The organism is Psychrobacter fjordensis, assembly GCF_904845995.1.
GTDB lineage: Bacteria > Pseudomonadota > Gammaproteobacteria > Pseudomonadales > Moraxellaceae > Psychrobacter > Psychrobacter fjordensis.
In genome coordinates this window covers 830,135-849,554 of the sequence record NZ_CAJGYP010000001.1, presented here as the reverse complement: position 1 = coordinate 849,554, position 19,420 = coordinate 830,135, and the positions used below count along the sequence as shown (strand labels likewise).

Here is a 19,420-nt window from a genome sequence, read left to right as displayed (position 1 = left end):
ATGGCCGAGCGTGCCGCCAAGCAGTTAGAACTGAATAAATCTGAATTACCCAATTCCATTACTGAAGTAATTGCCACTTTAACCCGAGCTGGGTTTGACGCATATATCGTCGGTGGTGGTGTGCGTGACACCTTATTGGGTCTGCGTCCAAAAGACTTTGATGCGGTCACTGATGCCAAACCGCATGAAATCAAAGACGTCTTTGGTAAGCGCTGCCGCATTATCGGTCGCCGCTTTCAGTTGGCGCACGTGTATTCAGGCAGAGAACTGATTGAGGTTGCTACCTTCCGTGGTCCGCCAACGAGTGATGCTAATACCAATCAAGATGGCATGATTCTGCGTGATAATGTTTGGGGTGATATCAAACAGGATTTCTCTCGTCGTGATTTTTCTATCAACGCACTCTATTATCAACCGCTTAAAGGTGTGGTTCATGATTTTTGTGGTGCGCTTGAAGATATTGATAACAAAATCATTCGACTGCTTGGCCATGCGCCCGTTCGTATAGAAGAAGATCCAGTACGATTATTACGTGCCTTACGTTTTAAGGCCAAGCTCGGTTTTGAGTTTGATGAAGCATTGTCTGATCAGTTTCATGATGGTAATTGGGCGCTACTTGAGCAAATATCACCGCATCGCCTCTATGATGAAACGCAGAAGATGTTTACGGGTGGCTATTTAGTACCACTGCTGCCGTTGTTGTTTGAATCAGGTGCGATTGACAGCTTAATCATTTACCCACCGTCTGAGCCAAGTGCGCTAGTCAAACAAGTGGCTATTAATACGGACAAACGTATTGCAGCGGGAAAAAGTATCAATCCTGCGTTCTTTTATGCTGCGCTATTGTGGGAAAACTACCTCCATCAATTGGCAAAAGCTAAAAAACGTAATATGCCATTTGCTGAAGCACAAATGCATGCTGCTGGTAAAGTGATTGATCGTCAACGTATCAAAACGGCGATTCCTAAGTTTGCAGAGCAGTTTATCCGTGATATTTGGGTATTGCAGCCAAAACTTGCAGCCCCACGTAGTAAACAAATCGTCCAGCTCTCTGAGCATCCACGTTTCCGTGCGGGTTTTGACTTTTTATTATTGCGCGAGCAATGCGGTGATGCTGAGCATCCGCTATCAGAGTCTACCAATGGAATGGGTGACTGGTGGCAGATGTATCAGACACTGTCTGAGCAAGAGCAAGAGCAGGCTGTTGATGAGTTTGATGAAAATATTCGTCGTGGTGCCTACAAGCAGCAAGGACAGCGTGGTCGCGGGCGCAATCGTCAAAAGCCAGAGTCAAACAGTGGTGATAACACAGGCTCTCATCAAAAAAATACTAAGCAAAGCAAAGCGAGTAATAGTGCCGAGCAAGGTAGGAATGAGCAGACAATGGTAAATGATGCGTCAAATATTCCAGCACGCCGTCGCCGAGCTGCCAGTCAATCAGCTCCTGCTAAGCAGTCTGGTAGCAACAAAAGCAATGGCCATAAGTTTCAGCAAGCAAAGCAAGACAGTAATGAGCTTGCCCAGTTGCAGCAGTTGTCTCTTGCCAATACTAGCAGCCAAACTGCAAATAAACGCCATCATTCTAAGCCTGCGCCGTTATTTGTTATAGAGCATGAGAAAGTCGTGCCGCCATTACAAAAGCAACTGTCAGGTAATGATAAGTCTAAACGTTCTAATGAACCTGTGCAGCAAAAAGCAGCAATTCAGAACACGTCGGCTAAGAAGGCGGAGCGAACACAAGATACAAAAGCTGTTCGTTCAAATAGTGTTCCATCATCTAGCGCTAAACCATCAGAGGCTCAGCCTGTATCTACAACACATATTACTCGTTCGGTGGCCAGATCGCCTGCACTAGTAAGTATGAATAATGAGCCGATACCGCATAAGCGCCGTCGTCGTGAGCCTACTGTAGATAGTGTAACGCCTCAAATAGCAGCTAATCAAGTAGTAGCTAATCAAGTAGTAGCTAATCAAGAGCAAACTGCTGCGAAGTATGCGAAAAAAGCACCTAAGCCAGCAGCTCAGTCCGCTGATACAGCAGATACTAAAGCCAAAAATCCGCCAGAGCGTAAGCAAGTAGCGAAAGTTACGGCTCCTGCAAAAGCTAGAAAATCAGCGAAAGCGACAGATAGTCAGGCTGCCAAAACCAGTCAAGCAGCTCATAGCAAGATTACTGCTAATAACGTGAGTGACAATAAGGGCCCTGTGCCATCGAAGCGTCGCCGTCGCCAGCCAAGTATTGAAAATGCCTAATATGGATAACAATACGGATAATGCTAGTTGGGTTGCCTGCTATGTAGGCTTGGGTAGCAATCTCGCTAATGAGCTGGGCTCACCAGCAGAGCATTTGCAGCAAGCAATTGCAACGATGCGAGAGCATGAGCAGGTACGTGATGTTCAAGTATCCTCATTTTACGCATCAGCTCCAATGGGGCCGCAAGATCAGCCTGATTTTGTCAATGCAGTTGTTGGTTTTGAGACGACGTTACCCGTGCTTGAGCTGCTTGTATTTTGCCAGCAATTAGAAGCGCAAGCCATGCGTGCTCGCATACGACACTGGGGAGAGCGTAGTCTCGATGTCGACATTTTACTGTATGGTGACGTCCATATCACAGAGCCACAATTAAGCGTACCGCATGTTGGATTGACTGAGCGTAATTTTGTACTGATACCGCTGCGAGAATTGGCGCCAAACTTGATAATCAAAGGTACGCCGATCGGTGATTATCCACAGAGTGCAGATTGGACAGGTTTGAAGTTACTGGCAAATGACGCATGATTTTCAAATGTTAGAATAGTCGTCGTTAGCATTGTTAATGACTGATAAACAATATTAATGAGTAGCTGCACAGCAGAATAATTGAGGGTCATATGACGACGTTATCTACTTTAAATAAATTCAAAAAAGAAGGTACTAAGTTCACTTGCTTGACGTGCTATGACTCTATGTTCGCGCGGATGATGGACAAGGCAGAGATTGATACCATCTTAATCGGTGATAGTTTGGGCATGGTCGTGCAAGGTCATGACTCAACGCTGCCAGTGACGGTCGATGATATGGCTTATCATACAGCCAATATCGCCCGTAGTAACAGTCATGCACTCATTTTATCTGATCTGCCGTTTATGAGTTATGTGACACTACCAGAAGCGATTGCTAATAGCCGTAAGCTGATGCAAGCCGGCGCGCACGTGATCAAAATTGAGGGCGGTAGCGAGCTTTGTGAGTTGGTCACGACATTAGCACAGGCAGGCACACCCACTTGTGTGCATCTTGGTCTGACTCCGCAATCAGTCAATGTATTTGGCGGCTATAAAATTCAAGGTCGCGGTGATGAAGCGGCGGACAAACTGCTTGCTGATGTTAAGGCCGTTGTCGCTGCAGGTGCTGCATTAATATTATTAGAGTGTGTACCGGCTGAACTTGCTAAGGCAGTAACAGTAGCAGTCGAAGTACCAGTAATAGGCATTGGTGCTGGTGCAGATACTGATGGCCAAGTCTTGGTTATGCATGACATGTTAGGTATGGCTCACGGCCGTGTTCCACGCTTCGTTCATGATTTTCTGACAGATGAGCGTAATACTGCGCACAGTATTGAAGGGGCATTTGCCCTTTATCAGCAGTCAGTACGTGAGGGTAGCTTCCCTACCGAGCAGCATCAATTCAATTAATAGTTAGTTTTACGATTATAGATAGAAGAATATTTAATCATGCCTATTATCCATCATTATATCTCAGCACTGCGTACCGCTTTACAGCCTTATCGTGGTCAAAAAAATGAGAATCAGAGCAGCCAACCACGTATTGCGTTAGTACCCACGATGGGCAACCTGCATGATGGCCACCTTGAATTAGTGAAGATTGCTAAGCAACATGCTGATATTGTAGTGGTTAGTATTTTTGTCAATCCTACCCAGTTTGGAGAAGGAGAGGATTTTGAGAGCTATCCTCGCACACTTGATGAGGATGTTGCAAAGCTAGCCACGGTTGATACAGACTATGTCTTTGCGCCTAGTATTGATGAGATGTACCCAGTATTACCGCCACCGACCTCCGTTCTTGCCGGTGCTATTACGACTCAGTTATGTGGTCAGTCGCGCCTAGGACATTTTGATGGTGTTGGTATTGTCGTTTCCAAATTGTTTAATATCGTACAACCTGATATTGCTGTTTTTGGACAAAAAGACTACCAGCAGTTAGCGATTATTCAGCAGTTGGTACGTGATTTAAGTTACCCCATTGATATTATTGGTGCACCCATTGTCCGTGCTACTGATGGCTTGGCACTATCATCGCGGAACCAATACTTGAGCGCTACTGAGCGTCACATAGCACCAGTATTACATCAAGCGTTGCAGTATTTATCGAACCAGTTAGAGAGTGGTGATCAGAGACCGCAAGTCGTTCAGTCATTGCTAGCAGAAACCCAACTGCGTATTACTGATGCTGGTTTCACGATTGATTATTTAGAAATAAAAACTGATACGCTAGACTCGGTCGTTAGTGAGACTGAAATTTTTAATGTAGAAAATAAAAACTTGATTATTCTGGTTGCTGCTTGGCTAGGACGTGCGCGTTTATTGGATAATCAATTAGTGATAGTAGGTTAGCTACTGTTAGTTCTAGTTGATTCAGTTTAAAAGAGAGTCAAGGCAACCGAGTGCAGATGTATATGTAATACTTCAAGCGAGGTTAACGCTGTCACTCTTTTATAGAGAATTGACTATACATGGCGATTTGTTAGGTGCAATGGACTAGGATGGATAGAGCATGGCTATAAATCAGGGCGAAAATAACGATCAGTCTGAGCCGGGAGCACGTAGAGCAACCTCTGATACACTTAGTATTCTCGTTGTATCGGGCCGTTCAGGATCAGGTAAGACCTCGGTATTGAATATCTTAGAAGATTTGGGATACTACTCTATTGATAATCTTCCACTGTCCTTGTTACCCGATGCAGCGCATAAATTGGTCAACGAAAGTGGTATTCATCGTATTGCGCTTGGTGTCGATATTCGCACGCCGCGTGCTGATTTATCTAACTTTGCACAAACACATGATCTGCTCAAAAAAACGTATGGCGCAAATGCTGTTCAAGTGCTCTATGTGACCGCACAAGAAAGCACATTGATAGCACGTTTTAATGCAACTCGCCGCGTACACCCTTTGATGTCGCAGGATATTGATAGTGATAATGCAAAACATATTGCTTTTAATCTACCAGCGGCTATCAAAAAAGAAGTTGAGCTATTAGAGCCAATAGCTAGTCATGCTGATATTAGAATTGATACCAGCACGCTGAATATCCATCAATTAAAAGACAGTTTGCGCGAGCATACTGGTGTCGATAATCAGATAGTCATTAATTTGCTGTCTTTCGGTTTTAAATACGGCAGTCCTATTGATGCTGATTTTGTATTCGATGTGAGAATTTTGCCCAATCCACATTGGAACCCTGAATTACGTACGTCGACAGGTCTAGACACTGAAGTGGCAGCCTTCTTTGCCGATTACTCGGAAGTCGCCGAGATGACCGATGATCTCGAAAAATTCTTAACACGTTGGCTACCAGATTTTTTACACAATAACCGCCATACGGTGACAGTGGCGATTGGCTGTACTGGTGGTAAGCACCGTTCCGTATTCATCACCGATAATTTACAGCGTCGTCTTGCTGATGTTATGCCGAAAGGCGTAAAGGTGCTGGCTAAACATCGCGAAAAAAGTCGCTGGTAATAGCAGCAAACACTATTCATTTTATTATTTATTATTTTGGAAAGCTTTTATGATCGACTGGAAAGAACAGGATATGCGCGTCTCGCGCACAGAACTCAAAAAAGCCCATGAGCGCTTGCAACAATTATCGATACCGCTTGCTAGTTTGTCAAAAAAACAGCTAAAAGCCTTGCCTGCCAGTGATTATTTTATGGCAGAGCTGATGGCACTTGCCGATATTACTAGCGCCAATGCTCGTAATCGTCAGACCAAACGTGTTGGCAAGCTTATGATTGAAGAAAACCGCCATGAGCTGATCAAGGCACTATTCGATTCATACTTTCCTAAAGAGCAAGTTTCTAAGATAGAGAGCTGGTATGAGCGTCTCAATATCAATGATGAAGGTACGCTCAAGCAGTTTGTTAAACAATACAAAGCTTCCGAGCACCATAGTATGTATCAGCTATTGCTTTGGATTGAGTATGCTAAACATACAAATGATGATGAGCTAATGTCAGAGTCAAAAGCAGATTTGGCCAGTTATATTCGTGAAGTGGCTATACTGTCACAGCTAAAAAAATAACGAACATATAAACTTGATAGTCAGGCTTAGTTTATAGAAACCACAGTTTATAAGCACACAGTGTTTATAGACCTATAGGCTAGCTAAAATATTTAATCAGCAGTACTGAAACACAAAAAAGCCAATCATTATATGATTGGCTTTTTTGTGTGGCTTAATATAGCTTCTATCTATATATAATAGATAGAAGCTATATTATTTTTTCTTTTCAGCACGAACTTTATCGACTAAAAAGTCAACGATCTTAGGTACAGTAGCGTCTTGACCACTGATGACATATTTACCTTGTACCACAACGGTTGGTACACCTGATACTTGATAGCGTTTGGCGCCAGCTTGTGAGCGACCAATTTTTGTACCAACAGCGAATGAATTATAAAGGCTGTTGAATTTTTTCTCGTCAACACCTTGTGAACCATACCATTTGCTTATTGACTGTTGGTCAAACAGTTTTTTACCATCTTTGTGGATTGCATCAAACATGGCATCATGTGTTTTGCTTTCGAATCCTAATAACTGTGCTGCATAGAAACCACGAGCATTGGTTTCCCACACAGGATTCATTGCCGCTGGCGTTTTGAAGAAGGCAACGTCTTTGTCTTTGTTCTTTGCCCATTTTTCCATATGTGGATTCAACACGTTACAATGCGGGCAACCGTACCAAAAAAACTCACGAACAATGATAGCATCACCGCTAATTTTTTCTGGATTGTCTAGCACGCGATAGTCTTTTCCAGCGACATAATCAGCGGCTTGTGCGCCTGTAGTGGCAAGACCAATAGCCATGGCTAGACCAGTCAGTGTGATGACACGTTTCATACTTTATCCTTGAGATGTAGAGACTTAGGGTGTGTTGGGAGGCTTCTATAACTATAGTTTTGAGTGTATAAACGATATAGCGTCGAGTATAATCTAACTATAATAGCGTATCGACTATGATAATGTAAAATGTGTGTACTTGTGAATCTGATTCTTAACCAATGGTTGTAAAGCTGTGAGCTATTATTTAAGGTATATTGCTTATTGTTCTATACACTCATTATTATTGATTTTTATGGCTTTTGATCTTGTTTTTTAGAGTTTGGTCGTCCGAATGGTATGCTGCTTGAGCTTATTACCAAGGGTGGCGGCCCAAACGATTCAAAGTGGTGATTGGCTAAAGTTTGTGACCACACTTCACAATCGGTGACGATGTCCTCACAACAAAATTGCTGCTCGCATGCTAATATTAAACGCATAATTGCGTACTGTACATGATAATGACAATAAAGGAAAAACGCTATGAGTTCAGCTCTATCTTCCCAGCCTTCTTTGAATGAGCAAATGACTACCACCGTCAATGATACCCATGCTAATGCTATTAATGTCGATCCTAGCGAAGTTAAAAAATTTAACAATTTGGCCAGTGAGTGGTGGAGCAATACGGGCGCGTTTGCAACCTTACATGAAATCAATCCATTGCGCTTAAATTGGATAGAAGAAAATGTTAAGCGCAGTTATCAAAGCCACGACTCTAGCAAGTCAGCTGAGACTGGATTAGCGGGCAAAAAAGTGTTGGATGTCGGTTGTGGCGGCGGTATATTGTCAGAATCAATGGCGCGTCGTGGCGCTGATGTGACGGGGGTTGATTTAGGTACTGAAAATCTAAAAGCAGCAGCGTTACATGCAGAGCAAAGTGGTTTAGAAGATACTTTGCGCTATCAGCATATTCCAGTAGAGAGCTTAGCGCAGGCGCATGCAGGTCAGTTCGATGTGGTGAGTTGTATGGAAATGCTTGAGCATGTTCCTGACCCGAGTTCAATTGTGCAGGCTTGTTTTGATCTGCTAGCACCAGGCGGGGTTTGTGTGCTTTCGACCATTAACCGTAATCCCAAATCATATTTGTTTGCCATTGTCGGAGCAGAATACGTACTGCGCTTACTCGATCGTGGCACCCATGATTATGCCAAGTTTATTACCCCAGCCGAATTAGATAAAATGGCAGGCAATGCTGGATTTGTGCGTAAAGACATCATTGGGTTGCATTATAATCCATTGACCAAGCGTTATTGGCTGGCACAGAATGTCGATGTCAATTATATGATTGCTGTACAAAAGCCAATGGCTTAGATCTCTGATACTGTGTTCGGTTGCTTTTGTGACATCATATTTTATTAATCTTGTTATTCACCTTGAGAGTATTTGCTATGGCCCAATTTGTAAAAGCAGTGTTGTTTGACCTCGATGGGACCTTAATTGATACTGCTGCTGACTTCGTCCGTATCATCGGTAAGATGAGCCTCGAAAATAACTGGCAAGCACCGCCTGAGACGGAGATACGTGAGCAGGTTTCTGCCGGTGCCTCAGCGATGGTACAGTTGATGTTACGACATAACGAGCAACTCGATGTCAGTGAAGAAACCTTGCTTGATTTTCGTCAGCAGTTTTTGGATGATTATGAGGCAGATATCTGTGTCGATAGCTGTGTATTCGCCGAATTAGAGGAAGTGCTTACAGACCTCGAAGCCAAAAGAGTGCCATGGGGTATTGTGACCAACAAACCGCGTTATTTGGCAGAGAAACTATTAAACACAATGCAATTGGACGAACGCTGTGCTGTGTTGGTCTGTCCTGATGACGTGTCTCGCCCAAAACCTGATCCAGAACCTATGTATATGGCACTCGAAAAGCTAGGTATACCTCGTGGTGCAGCTGGCTGTGTGATTTATGTTGGCGATCATATACGCGATATCGAATCTGGTAATGCAGCTGGCATGCCGACGATTTTGGCAGCATATGGTTATATCCCGCCGCAAGATCAAAAAAACCTAAAGAAGTGGGGCGCAGACTACATTACTGAGACACCTGAGCAATTAAGTAAATTGCTGCTGTCATCTGGTAAATTTGATTATTTATAAATTATTGAGCAAAGGTATGGATATAAGTGATATCCAATAAATGACTCTGAATCAGACAATGTAAGAAAACATCCCAACCTATTAAACGATAAGCAGTGAGCAATTACATGAGCGCAAATATTGACCAATCGGCTGACCAACAAGATATGAAAAACACCAAGCAACCTCTAACTCATGATGATATTCGTTGTTTTGTGCCCTCTGATAATTGTTTAGATGGTAAGACTATTTTGGTGACGGGTGCTGGTGATGGTATTGGTCGCGTCGCTGCATTAACCTACGCTCGCTATGGTGCGACGGTGCTGCTGCTTGGACGTACCAGTAGCAAGCTGGAATATGTGTATGATGAGATAGAGAGTTTTGGTGGTAAGCAACCAGCGATGTTACCGATGAATCTAGAAGGCGCAACGTATGCTGAAATGCAGCAGCTCGAAGGATTGATTGGCAAAGAAGTCGGTAAACTGGATGGTATCTTGCACAATGCAGGTCTGCTTGGACAGCTGACACCGCTTGAGATGTATGATGTTGATACCTTTTCTCAAGTGATGAAAGTTAACTTTACCGCGACGTTTATGCTCACCCAAGCGTTGCTACCACTACTTAAAGACGCAGATAATGGCTCTATTGTCTTTACGTCTAGCACAGTTGGCACACATCCTCGTGCATTTTGGGGGGCTTATGCGCTCTCAAAGCAAGCCGTAGAGGGTATGAGTGATATCTTTACTCAAGAGACACAGAGCACGACTAATCTGCGTTTTAACTGTGTCAATCCTGGTGGTACTCGTACCAACATGCGCGCTCATGCATACCCAGGTGAAAATCCTATGAGCCTAAAAACACCTGAAGATATCATGGCAGGCTATGTTTGTCTGATGAGTGATGACAGCATCGGTGTACGCGGGCAAGTGGTCGAGCTCCAACCAAAAGATTAGCAGGGCAATTTTTGCTAGGGAATATCATTATTTAGCACTTTCATACATATCTTTTGCACCTAGCAGTAGGTTGTAATCAGTTATAAACAACCCCATCTATCTGTTATTAAAGTGATTTGTAATATCTAATGATAATAAATAGGATGGAATTATGGCAGGTGGCTGGTCAAGAGATGGTGCTGAGCACGAGCAAATGGATGCGACCGTTAATGATGCATTAGAACGGGCACGACGTTCGCTGCCAACGGGTGTTAGTGCTGAGCTGTGTGATGAATGTGGCAATCCTATTCCAGAGGCAAGGCGTTTAGCTGTACCAGGTATTCAACATTGCGTAGGTTGTCAGACAGAACTTGAACAAGAGGCACGCGCTGCCGAATTGTTCAATCGTCGGGGCAGTAAAGACAGTCAACTACGCTAAAAAGTAAAAGGGCGGACATTGCTATTTTATATAGCAATGTCCGCCCTTTTTTTGTCTATTACTATAGAACCAATGCCATTAGCTCAGTATCGTATGCTTCCCAGTCTATAGAAGAAGAAAGCGCTGTCTTATCTCTTTCTTCTGAACCATCGTTTTCTACCGCTGAATCGTTGTCATCATGACTAACTTCATCCAACTGCAAGATGATTTCCAATCGACTATCAACCTGAGGACTGACCGTGCTCGTGGTCAAGCTATCAGGAGTAAAGTTAATCTGTAGCCAGCCGTCAGAGGTATGTACCACGCCTTTGATGCGTTGCCAGCTTGGTAGCCTTAATAGCCAACTCTGTAATTCATCAGCTTTCAATACATAGTGTGCTGGCAGTCGCCATCCTGCCAATAGTATGCCTTGCTGCGTTTCATGATAGCGGTAAGGCTGTTCTGTATCGGTAATACTCTCATCATCATTATCTACTAGGGAGGTGGACGATGGGGAAGATAACGAAGCAGCTGATATAGTGCCAACCCGAGATTGTAAGCCAATCACTGACTTGTTAGAGCGAGCGATATTTATCGTGCGTTGTTTTGAGATCGTCTGACTCGGCTTGGTCAGTTGAAGGCTTAACTCTGATAGGCTTGATTTTGATAGATGGATATTGGATGAGTCACTCATATCATGAGATAGCTGCTCAGATACTGTCCAAATGATATTTACCTGCGGATTTAATGTGATTATCCACGCTTGTAATGCCTGTTTTTCGCTATCGCTTAGTTGAGTATAGCGGTTAATCACCAACACATCAGCATCGCGGACATGCGCTTGAAACCCATCATGATTGCGATATTTATCTTGTTGCCATTGCGCACCACTAAGTACGGTTATCACCGCTTGCATTTTCAGCGCTGTCTGCCAATGCGGAGCACTTAGTTGCATGATCAGTTCACGTGGATGAGCAAGCCCTGTTGGCTCAATGAGCAGGCGCTGTGGATGGTGCTCACTGAGTAGTCGGCTGATAGCTATCTGTAACGGTAGCTGACTGGTACAGCAAATACAGCCACCGCTGACCTCACGAATCGCAATGTTCTTTTGCTCACTCAAGTTGTCTTGTGAGCTGGCTAGTAATGCACCATCAATACCGATACGACCAAACTCATTAATCAGTAATGCCCAGCGTTCATCGGTAGGCTTTGTAGCGAGGAGCTGATTAATGACCGTGGTTTTGCCAGCACCCAAAAACCCTGTCACCAAGGTGCAGGGTATGTTTTGAAAGATAATAGGGTTTTTCACAGACATGCTCATCATATTGGCACGTGTTTGTGAGTAACCAAACACGGCCTATATTAAAAGAAATTAGATCACTCAAAAGTTATTCACTCTTGATAGATTCTACCTCGGCTTCATCAGGAACGAATACATAGCCCACGCCCCAAACAGTTTGGATGTAGCGTGCTTGTGAAGGGTTATCTTCGATTAGGCGACGTAAACGTGATACCTGAACGTCGATAGAGCGTTCCATTGCACCCCATTCTCGGCCACGCGCAAGGTTCATCAGTTTGTCACGGGTTAATGGTTCGCGTGGATGCTGTACCAATGCTTTTAACACCGAAAACTCGCCTGTCGTTAAAGTAACAACGTTGCCGTCACGTTTGAGCGTACGAGTCGATAGATCTAGTGTCCATGGCCCAAATTCAACCACTTCAAGCTGATGGCTTGGCGCACCAGGTAGCTCGCGGTTTTGGCGACGCAGTACAGCTTTGATACGGGCTAATAGCTCTTTTGGATTAAATGGCTTAGGCAGATAATCATCAGCACCCGCTTCGAGTCCTGCAATGCGATCTGCATCGCCACCTTTAGCGGTCAGCATAATGATAGGGATGTCGCCATTGTCTTCGCGCAGACGTTGGCAGATACTAATACCGTCTTCGCCTGGTAGCATCAAATCTAGTACGACTAAAGAAAACAGTTCGCGCTGCATTAACTTGTCCATCTGACTGCCATCATGAGCAGTACGAACGACAAAACCGTCGTCTTCCAGAAAGCGTTGTAACAACGAGCGCAGACGTGCATCGTCATCGACGACTAAAATACGCTGAGTCAAAGTATCGGGGCTGGTATTATCATGCATACAGGCATCCTCTTATAAAAATTATTATTAGCAGAAAATATAAATCATGTGTAAAAAATTATGAATAAAAACAGTATCATTACCTAATTACTGGTCAGAAGCAATATCTTTACATAATTGAAAACTATTGTTCAATGTATCAGAACATACCGATATTTTAGTTATTGATACTTTAGTGTATAAGATTGCACAACTAATTGCATCACTCATAAGGACAAATGCTGTATGCGTTTGTTTAACAAGGCGACAGAACCTATGATATTCGGCGATTTTTGATATAAAACACGCTATAAATAACGAAAAGATAAAAAGGATTTTTATTCATGCAGCTTTTGCTATAATGCAAAACTACATTTCTCAACGATTGATACGTATATGAGTAGCACTGATACCTTAACGCCATCTCAAACCTCGACAAATGCAAAGGTTTTGGATGCAACCACACACGCGAATATTCACGACAAGCTTGCTCGCGCGCTTGGCATTAAGACTGCTCAAGTCAATGCGTTTGTCAAACTTTACGATGAAGGCGCGACTGTTCCGTTTATTGCCCGTTACCGCAAAGAGAAGACTCAAGATCTTGATGATGCGCAATTACGAGCGTTAGAGAAGTCTCTCAATTACGAGCGTGACATGGCCACCCGTCGCCTAAAAATTACTGAGCTGCTCAGCACGCAAGGTAATTTGACCGATGAGCTACAGTCGCGTATCGATAATGCGACGTCTAAGCTTGAGTTGGAAGATATCTATCTACCATATCGCCCACGTCGCCGTTCACCTGCTGCTAAAGCACGTGCTGCTGGTCTCGATGTTGCTGCCCAAGCGGTGCTAACACAAGAGATTACCCCAACAGATGCACTAGCAGACTATCAAGTACAGTCTAGCATTACCGATGATAGTGGTAATGAGATTGACGTTGATTTCAGCGATATCGAAAAGCAATTGGCTGGTGTACAAGCCATCATCGTTGATGAATGGACGCAAGCACTAGATTTGCTAGACAACTTGCGCAGTGGTTTCGCCAAGACGGCGAGTATCGTGTCGAGCGTTGCTAGTGATGAAAAACGTGAAGTCGGTGAGAAATTCAAAGACTACTTTGAGCATAGCGAAAGTCTTGCGCGTCTACCAAATCATCGCCTATTAGCGATGCTACGTGGTCGTCAAGAAAATGTTTTGGGTCTGAAAATTGAAGGCGAAGACGCACCATTTATCGAAAAAGCTATTAGTCATTTCAATGTTGATGCTACTGCACCAGCCGCTCGCCGTGAGTTTTTAACAGAAGCGGCTAGCAGCCTATGGAAAGACAAATGGCGTCCGCATATTGAACATCGCTTATTGACTGAAAAACGTCTGACCGCTGAATCAGATGCTATTGATGTGTTTGCGAATAACCTGCAACACTTGTTAATGTCAGCACCTGCCGGCCGCAAAGTTATTTTAGGTGTCGATCCTGGCATTCGCCATGGTGTCAAAATGTCGATTGTCGATGCTCAAGGCCATGTCATGCTAGACAACGAAGACAAGCCTGTTGTTTCAACCGTTTATCCGTTTGCCCCTGATAATAAAATGGGTGAAGCCAAAAAAGTCATTGATGAATTGTTGAGCACTTATAACGTCGATCTAGTGGCTATCGGTAATGGTACGGCGAGTCGCGAAACAGACGCGATGATTAAAGAGATTTTAGCAGCCAATTCTGAGCTAAAGGCTAAAGCAGTTATCGTTAACGAATCGGGCGCATCAGTCTACTCAGCCAGTGAGTTGGCCAGTGATGAGCTTGGCAATATGGACGTCTCTGTACGTGGCGCAGTATCTATCGCTCGTCGCTTGCAAGATCCATTGTCAGAGCTCGTTAAGGTTGATCCAAAAGCCATTGGTGTAGGTCAATATCAGCATGACGTGAATCAAACTCAATTAGCAGATAGTCTAGACAAAGTGACTCAAGATAGCGTAAACGCGGTTGGTGTCGATGTGAACACTGCTAGCCCTGCTATTTTGGCACACATCGCTGGTCTGAATCGCAATGTCGCTCAACAAATCGTCACCTATCGTAAAGAGCACGGTGCCTTTGACAGTCGTGAATCATTGAAAAACGTACCACGCTTGGGTGCTAAGACGTTTGAACAAGCAGCAGGCTTCTTGCGTATCTATGATGGTAGTAATCCACTTGATGCCACCGGTGTGCATCCAGAAAGCTATGCATTGGTCGATAGCTTACTGGCACAAACGGGCAAAGCATTACCAGAAATCATTGGTAATGATGGCATATTAAATACTATCGATGCCACTGCGATTGCTGCTAATGATGACAATATCAGCATAAAAGCAATCTTAGACGAACTGGCTAAACCAGCACGTGATCCACGTCCTGAGTTTAAGACGGCCAACTTCCGTGATGACGTAAATAGCATTAAAGACTTAGAAGAAGGCATGCAGCTTGAAGGTGTCGTGACCAACGTGACTGCTTTCGGTTGTTTCGTCGATGTCGGTGTTCATCAAGACGGTTTGGTTCATATCTCACAAATGGCCAATGATTTCGTCGCTGATCCTATGAACCGTGTCAAGCCGGGTGATATTGTGTCAGTACGTGTCATCTCTATTGATGAAAAGCGTGGTCGTATTGGTTTTAGCATGAAGCCTGAGTCTGAAAAACCAGCACGTTCAGCAGCAAAACCTACTGTGAAAGAAACTGGCTCTGATGAGAAAGTTAGTCGTCCACGTAGCAATCGCCCAAATAGCAGCCGTCCAGCTGCTGACAAGCGACCAAACAAGCCACGTGGTGATCGTCAGGACAAAGGCAATGCTAGCAGTAATCGTAGCAAAGCGCCAAGAGCTGAGAAAACTGAAGCGCCTAGCAAGATGGGTACCCTCGGTGCACTGTTGCAAGAAGCTGGTGTAACCAAAACTAAGAAATAGCCTAATGGGCAATTAAGTTTTATAAGACAAAAAAAGGCAGCCATTAGGCTGCCTTTTTTTGTCTATCATTTATGTCATTCGCAAAAAGTAAAGTATCTTAAGATTGGTTAGGTGAGTGGTCATTAATACTTCACCGCTGCCCTTTATCTTTGGAAGCACAACATGAGATTACGGCTTTACGTAATTTGTTAGCTGATATTGCTTAACTATCTGATGATAGGTTGCTGCATGTCTGACTGTTGCATGTCTGGCTGTTGCATGTCTGGCTGTTGCATGTCTGGCTGTTGCATGTCTGGCTGTTGCATGTCTGGTTGCTGCATGTCTGGTTGCTGCACGTCTGGTTGCTGCATGTCTGGCTGTTGCATGTCTGGCTGTTGCATGCCTGGTTGTTGCATGTCTTCTACTTGCGTAGCCATGCCTGCATTGCTATTGGTTCGCGCAATAGAAATAGTTTGAGTTTCACTGATTTGAAACGGGCTAGATTCAGCAGAAGCGATCTCACCCTCTGCACTTTCAACGTTAGCTTGCATAGCGCTATCAGCAGCCGCTTTTTGCATGTCTACTGGTTTCATATTTGCGGGTGCTGCCATTGCCAAACTTGGCAGAGTAAGCGCTGCACCAATAAGTAGTGATAGAGGTAAAGTACGTTTTTGCATGGATTAATTCCTTGAATTACAAATTTAATGTGCCAGTTCAAAATAGTCTTGTTAAAAACTCTTAAACTAACCAGTGTTCAATATTATTTCGTACAACTTGTTCCGTATAACATAGAGCTGTTTATAATTTTAAATATATATATTTAGTATAGTTAACAAATAATATATAGGTAAAATAAAATCATGATAACCGCTACGTTGGCTATCACGATTGAGTAAGATGATATTATTAACTGACTATTGACCAGTCATAAACTCTGTAGAGGAGAATACCAACTAAGCTCACTTTAATTCAGTAGTACATAAATTAATAGTCTCACAGCTTGATGTTTTCATGTGACATCGTGCAATGACTGTATTTTTGTTGTTGTAATGGAGCATATATTGGTAGTTGCGATGTATTTTTCTCTTCCTTAAAATCTTATGAAATCCAAATACTAAGAAACCGTACCTTGATATCAAGATACGGTTAGAAAAGTACTAAAAATCAAATTTCTTATTAGCTATCGTTATTCCAAGAGAGTTGTAAGACAAAGAGACTAGGTGAAATTGCTACAGCTACTAATTTGAGCAAGCTTCATGCTATATCTCTTTTATATAGGATTAACGACATTAATGATCGACGACTTCGAAACTCAAGCCTGCATGCTCTTCTAAGCGTGTAAGTAACTGATCACCCATCGCAGACGCTGGTGTCCAAAAACCACCGCCAACAGTCTCTTTACTGACATTCTGTGCCAAACACAGTGCCGCTTGAGCCAGCATGCGCGAGGTGCTGCCGTAGCCAGGATCTTTATCACCTGTAACTTTGGTATTGATCGTGTCTTTCTTAGTGGTCTGTCCAAAGAGACGAATATCAAAATAGCCGTTTTTCTGCTCTTCTTTAGACGGGCCAGAACCTGATTTGGGCAATACATGTTTGGATAATAACTCACGGCTCGGTGTAATCATCATGGCTGTGGCAAATCCAAACAAACCTGCACTCAAGGCATAGCTCGATAGCTGACCCTGCACCCCATCTTTCATCCACATCGCTTCGTCATATTTAAAGCCACGGCCATACTCATAGCCGAGCAGCTGATTGCTACGATGTACGATGCGAGTATTGATACTTGCCATCACAAAAGGTGCAAGCCAGCGCTTATGCTCACTATCGTACTCTGGTTTGCTGACATTATCTTGGCGCACGTTTGGCGCATCTGTATCATCATTGAGTAAATAAGGGTTTGCTACCTGCTTACGACGTGATTTATCTTTCCCGACTTCTTCAAAAATAGTCGCCATTGAGGCAATGGTACCGCCCGACAGACCACCTTTTGCCGCTTTTACACGCATGTGGATCACATCGCATGCGTCACCAAACTTTTCTTCTGCTTTTATTTGCGTAAAGTAGACACCCAAGTCTGATGGAATAGAGTCAAAGCCGCATGAGTTGACGATGCGAGCACCACTTTGTTTTGCCGCATCTTGATATTTATCCATCATGTCTTTGATAAAGATGGCTTCACCAGTGAGGTCGACATAATCTGTACCATTAGTACTGCAAGATTTAATCAGAGGTTCACCATACTTGAGGTAGGGGCCAACGGTAGAGATGATAACTTGGGTTTGTTTGGTCATCTCATCGAGGCTCGCCGAATCATTACTGTTAGCAATAATGATATCTACTTTGCTAGCTAGCTCTGACTGTAACTCATTCAGTTTTGCTTCGTCACGACCTGCTATGGCCCACGTGACATTAGCACCATTTGCGTCTTTGGCATTGGACAAAAACTCTGTTAGATAATGTGCCGTAATTTTTCCAACGAAGCTGGTTGCACCGTATAGAACAACCGCGTAAGGACGGTTCTTACTAATGCTTTGTAGTGTGTTGTTTGAGGTTTCCGTATTGGTATCCATATTTATTATCCTTAATAGGTGATTTGATGAGTCATTTTAAAATGAATGGTTTCTCGATGAATGCCTTAGCACAACTAAGACTAAGCCAAATTATCTATACGAGTGAAATATATATCTGACTATGGCTATCATGATTGGCATTTGTGTTTTAAAAAAACTGTCTTTGAAGGTAATAATGATAAATAAAATGTATTTGCTACTTACTGTTTATATCAGATTATATGGTGAAAATGATAGTCAATAAAAACCAACTCACTCTCTCTATACACAAGTCCTATAAAACTAGAGAAAAATGCCAGAAAGCTAAGATTTGCTACAAAGATTACATAACTTACCGATTTTATTACCAAAGTGAACGTTTTTTGAAGATGGATATTGCTAATCTAAGGTCGTAAGCAGTTATTACTAATACTAAAAACTTTACTAATACTAAAAACAAAAAAATGAGATGTCAGATATAACAGGACAAATATAGATAATAGCTATTGATTGTACTGGTCAGTATTTTCCAGTTTTAATTAATACTTATCTTATGAGTCTTATTTCTGATTTTTCAATAACTATTTAAGGAGAAGATTATGTTTCGTTGGGCTATTATTTTTGCTGTAATCGCATTGTTGGCAAGTTTCCTAGGTTTTGGCGGTGTCGCTGGACTGTCTGCTAATTTGGCATACATTTTCTTAGCTGTTGCTGTCATTTTATTCATCGTCGCGTTCGTAAGCCGCAAGATGTAATAATTAACTATAGAATATTGAATAAAAATAAATCGTTAAACAAAAAAGTCCTCATATATTATGAGGACTTTTTTATGGTCAATTTTCTTTGAACTGTTTATTTAAATATCAAAGTATTCACATATCAAAAATTATTCACGTATCACTATAGACGTTTGGGTTGGATAATATATTCCATACGTTTGGCCAGACGAATATCATGACTGGTGATGCCGCCTGTATCATCAGTGGTGAGTCGCACTTCTACCACGTTATAGGTATTACGCCACTCAGGGTGATGTTCAAGTGCTTCAGCATAAAATGCCGCTTGATTCATAAAGCTCATGGCTTCAATAAAATCGCTAAAGTGATATGTTTTCACGATAGCATTGCCATCGCGCTGCCAGCCTGGCAAATCTTCTAGCTGCAAATCCACTTGTTTATCAGATAGACTACTCATATTAATAACCTTTATTGTTATGCTGACTTGGTTTATTAAAACTTATATTAGGGCGTGTCCTCATTTTAAAAATGGTGATAAAAATGAGATAAATTGCCGTCAAACGA

General features: G+C 42.9%; 18 protein-coding genes. 12 read left to right on the top strand and 6 right to left on the bottom strand.

Annotated elements, in window-relative coordinates; genetic code table 11:
- The 6 genes from pcnB (at nucleotide 1) to yjgA (ending at nucleotide 6,299) form a co-directional block, all read left to right on the top strand.
- A complete protein-coding gene (gene pcnB / locus JMW61_RS03545) occupies nucleotides 1-2,253 on the top strand; it encodes a polynucleotide adenylyltransferase PcnB (RefSeq protein ID WP_201549641.1) in 2,253 nt (750 codons plus the stop codon).
- Nucleotide 2,254: 1 nt separating this feature from the next.
- A complete protein-coding gene (gene folK / locus JMW61_RS03540; RefSeq protein ID WP_406947804.1) occupies nucleotides 2,255-2,779 on the top strand; it encodes a 2-amino-4-hydroxy-6-hydroxymethyldihydropteridine diphosphokinase in 525 nt (174 codons plus the stop codon).
- 92 nt (nucleotides 2,780-2,871) lie between these two features.
- Nucleotides 2,872-3,672 (top strand): 3-methyl-2-oxobutanoate hydroxymethyltransferase, encoded by an 801-nt coding sequence (panB, locus tag JMW61_RS03535; protein WP_201549639.1) that lies wholly within the window; start codon nucleotides 2,872-2,874, stop codon nucleotides 3,670-3,672.
- A gap of 39 nt (nucleotides 3,673-3,711) precedes the next feature.
- Nucleotides 3,712-4,611, top strand: coding sequence for a pantoate--beta-alanine ligase (panC, locus tag JMW61_RS03530; protein WP_201549638.1), 900 nt, complete (start codon nucleotides 3,712-3,714; stop codon nucleotides 4,609-4,611).
- A gap of 160 nt (nucleotides 4,612-4,771) precedes the next feature.
- The gene (gene rapZ, locus JMW61_RS03525; RefSeq protein WP_201549637.1) at nucleotides 4,772-5,737 is read left to right on the top strand and encodes an RNase adapter RapZ; all 966 of its coding nucleotides are present in this window, start codon (nucleotides 4,772-4,774) and stop codon (nucleotides 5,735-5,737) included.
- Between the two features lie 49 nt (nucleotides 5,738-5,786).
- Complete coding sequence (gene yjgA / locus JMW61_RS03520) at nucleotides 5,787-6,299, top strand: ribosome biogenesis factor YjgA (RefSeq protein ID WP_110922009.1); 513 nt, start codon at nucleotides 5,787-5,789, stop codon at nucleotides 6,297-6,299.
- Nucleotides 6,300-6,494: 195 nt separating this feature from the next.
- Here yjgA and JMW61_RS03515 read toward each other — a convergent pair whose 3' ends face one another.
- Nucleotides 6,495-7,118: a thiol:disulfide interchange protein DsbA/DsbL gene (locus JMW61_RS03515; protein WP_197099643.1), complete on the bottom strand. Its 624-nt coding sequence runs from the start codon at nucleotides 7,116-7,118 to the stop codon at nucleotides 6,495-6,497.
- A gap of 462 nt (nucleotides 7,119-7,580) precedes the next feature.
- Here JMW61_RS03515 and ubiG point away from each other — a divergent pair, with 462 nt between their 5' ends.
- The 4 genes from ubiG (at nucleotide 7,581) to JMW61_RS03495 (ending at nucleotide 10,546) form a co-directional block, all read left to right on the top strand.
- Complete coding sequence (gene ubiG / locus JMW61_RS03510) at nucleotides 7,581-8,408, top strand: bifunctional 2-polyprenyl-6-hydroxyphenol methylase/3-demethylubiquinol 3-O-methyltransferase UbiG (RefSeq protein WP_201549636.1); 828 nt, start codon at nucleotides 7,581-7,583, stop codon at nucleotides 8,406-8,408.
- 77 nt (nucleotides 8,409-8,485) lie between these two features.
- A complete protein-coding gene (locus JMW61_RS03505; protein WP_201549635.1) occupies nucleotides 8,486-9,196 on the top strand; it encodes an HAD family hydrolase in 711 nt (236 codons plus the stop codon).
- Nucleotides 9,197-9,342: 146 nt separating this feature from the next.
- Entirely contained in the window at nucleotides 9,343-10,128 is a 786-nt protein-coding gene (locus JMW61_RS03500) for a YciK family oxidoreductase (RefSeq protein ID WP_201550346.1), read from the top strand.
- Between the two features lie 151 nt (nucleotides 10,129-10,279).
- Nucleotides 10,280-10,546, top strand: coding sequence for a DksA/TraR family C4-type zinc finger protein (locus tag JMW61_RS03495; protein WP_201549634.1), 267 nt, complete (start codon nucleotides 10,280-10,282; stop codon nucleotides 10,544-10,546).
- 61 nt (nucleotides 10,547-10,607) lie between these two features.
- On the opposite strand, the gene JMW61_RS03490 is transcribed toward JMW61_RS03495, so the two are convergent.
- Both JMW61_RS03490 and ompR read right to left on the bottom strand, forming a co-directional pair.
- Nucleotides 10,608-11,834: a CobW family GTP-binding protein gene (locus tag JMW61_RS03490; RefSeq protein WP_406947803.1), complete on the bottom strand. Its 1,227-nt coding sequence runs from the start codon at nucleotides 11,832-11,834 to the stop codon at nucleotides 10,608-10,610.
- 79 nt (nucleotides 11,835-11,913) lie between these two features.
- Complete coding sequence (gene ompR / locus JMW61_RS03485; RefSeq protein WP_201549633.1) at nucleotides 11,914-12,672, bottom strand: osmolarity response regulator transcription factor OmpR; 759 nt, start codon at nucleotides 12,670-12,672, stop codon at nucleotides 11,914-11,916.
- Nucleotides 12,673-13,047: 375 nt separating this feature from the next.
- Between ompR and JMW61_RS03480 the strand changes: the two genes are divergently transcribed.
- A complete protein-coding gene (locus JMW61_RS03480; protein ID WP_201549626.1) occupies nucleotides 13,048-15,585 on the top strand; it encodes a Tex family protein in 2,538 nt (845 codons plus the stop codon).
- A 206-nt stretch (nucleotides 15,586-15,791) separates the two neighbouring features.
- On the opposite strand, the gene JMW61_RS14325 is transcribed toward JMW61_RS03480, so the two are convergent.
- Nucleotides 15,792-16,241, bottom strand: a complete 450-nt coding sequence (locus JMW61_RS14325) for a hypothetical protein (protein WP_265090096.1) — start codon at nucleotides 16,239-16,241, stop codon at nucleotides 15,792-15,794.
- Nucleotides 16,242-16,853: 612 nt separating this feature from the next.
- A complete protein-coding gene (locus JMW61_RS03470; RefSeq protein WP_201549622.1) occupies nucleotides 16,854-18,140 on the bottom strand; it encodes a saccharopine dehydrogenase family protein in 1,287 nt (428 codons plus the stop codon).
- Nucleotides 18,141-18,718: 578 nt separating this feature from the next.
- Here JMW61_RS03470 and JMW61_RS03465 point away from each other — a divergent pair.
- Entirely contained in the window at nucleotides 18,719-18,874 is a 156-nt protein-coding gene (locus JMW61_RS03465) for a DUF1328 domain-containing protein (RefSeq protein WP_082624527.1), read from the top strand.
- Between the two features lie 145 nt (nucleotides 18,875-19,019).
- On the opposite strand, the gene JMW61_RS03460 is transcribed toward JMW61_RS03465, so the two are convergent.
- Nucleotides 19,020-19,313 (bottom strand): 4a-hydroxytetrahydrobiopterin dehydratase, encoded by a 294-nt coding sequence (locus JMW61_RS03460; protein ID WP_110921998.1) that lies wholly within the window; start codon nucleotides 19,311-19,313, stop codon nucleotides 19,020-19,022.
- Nucleotides 19,314-19,420: the final 107 nt, after the last annotated feature.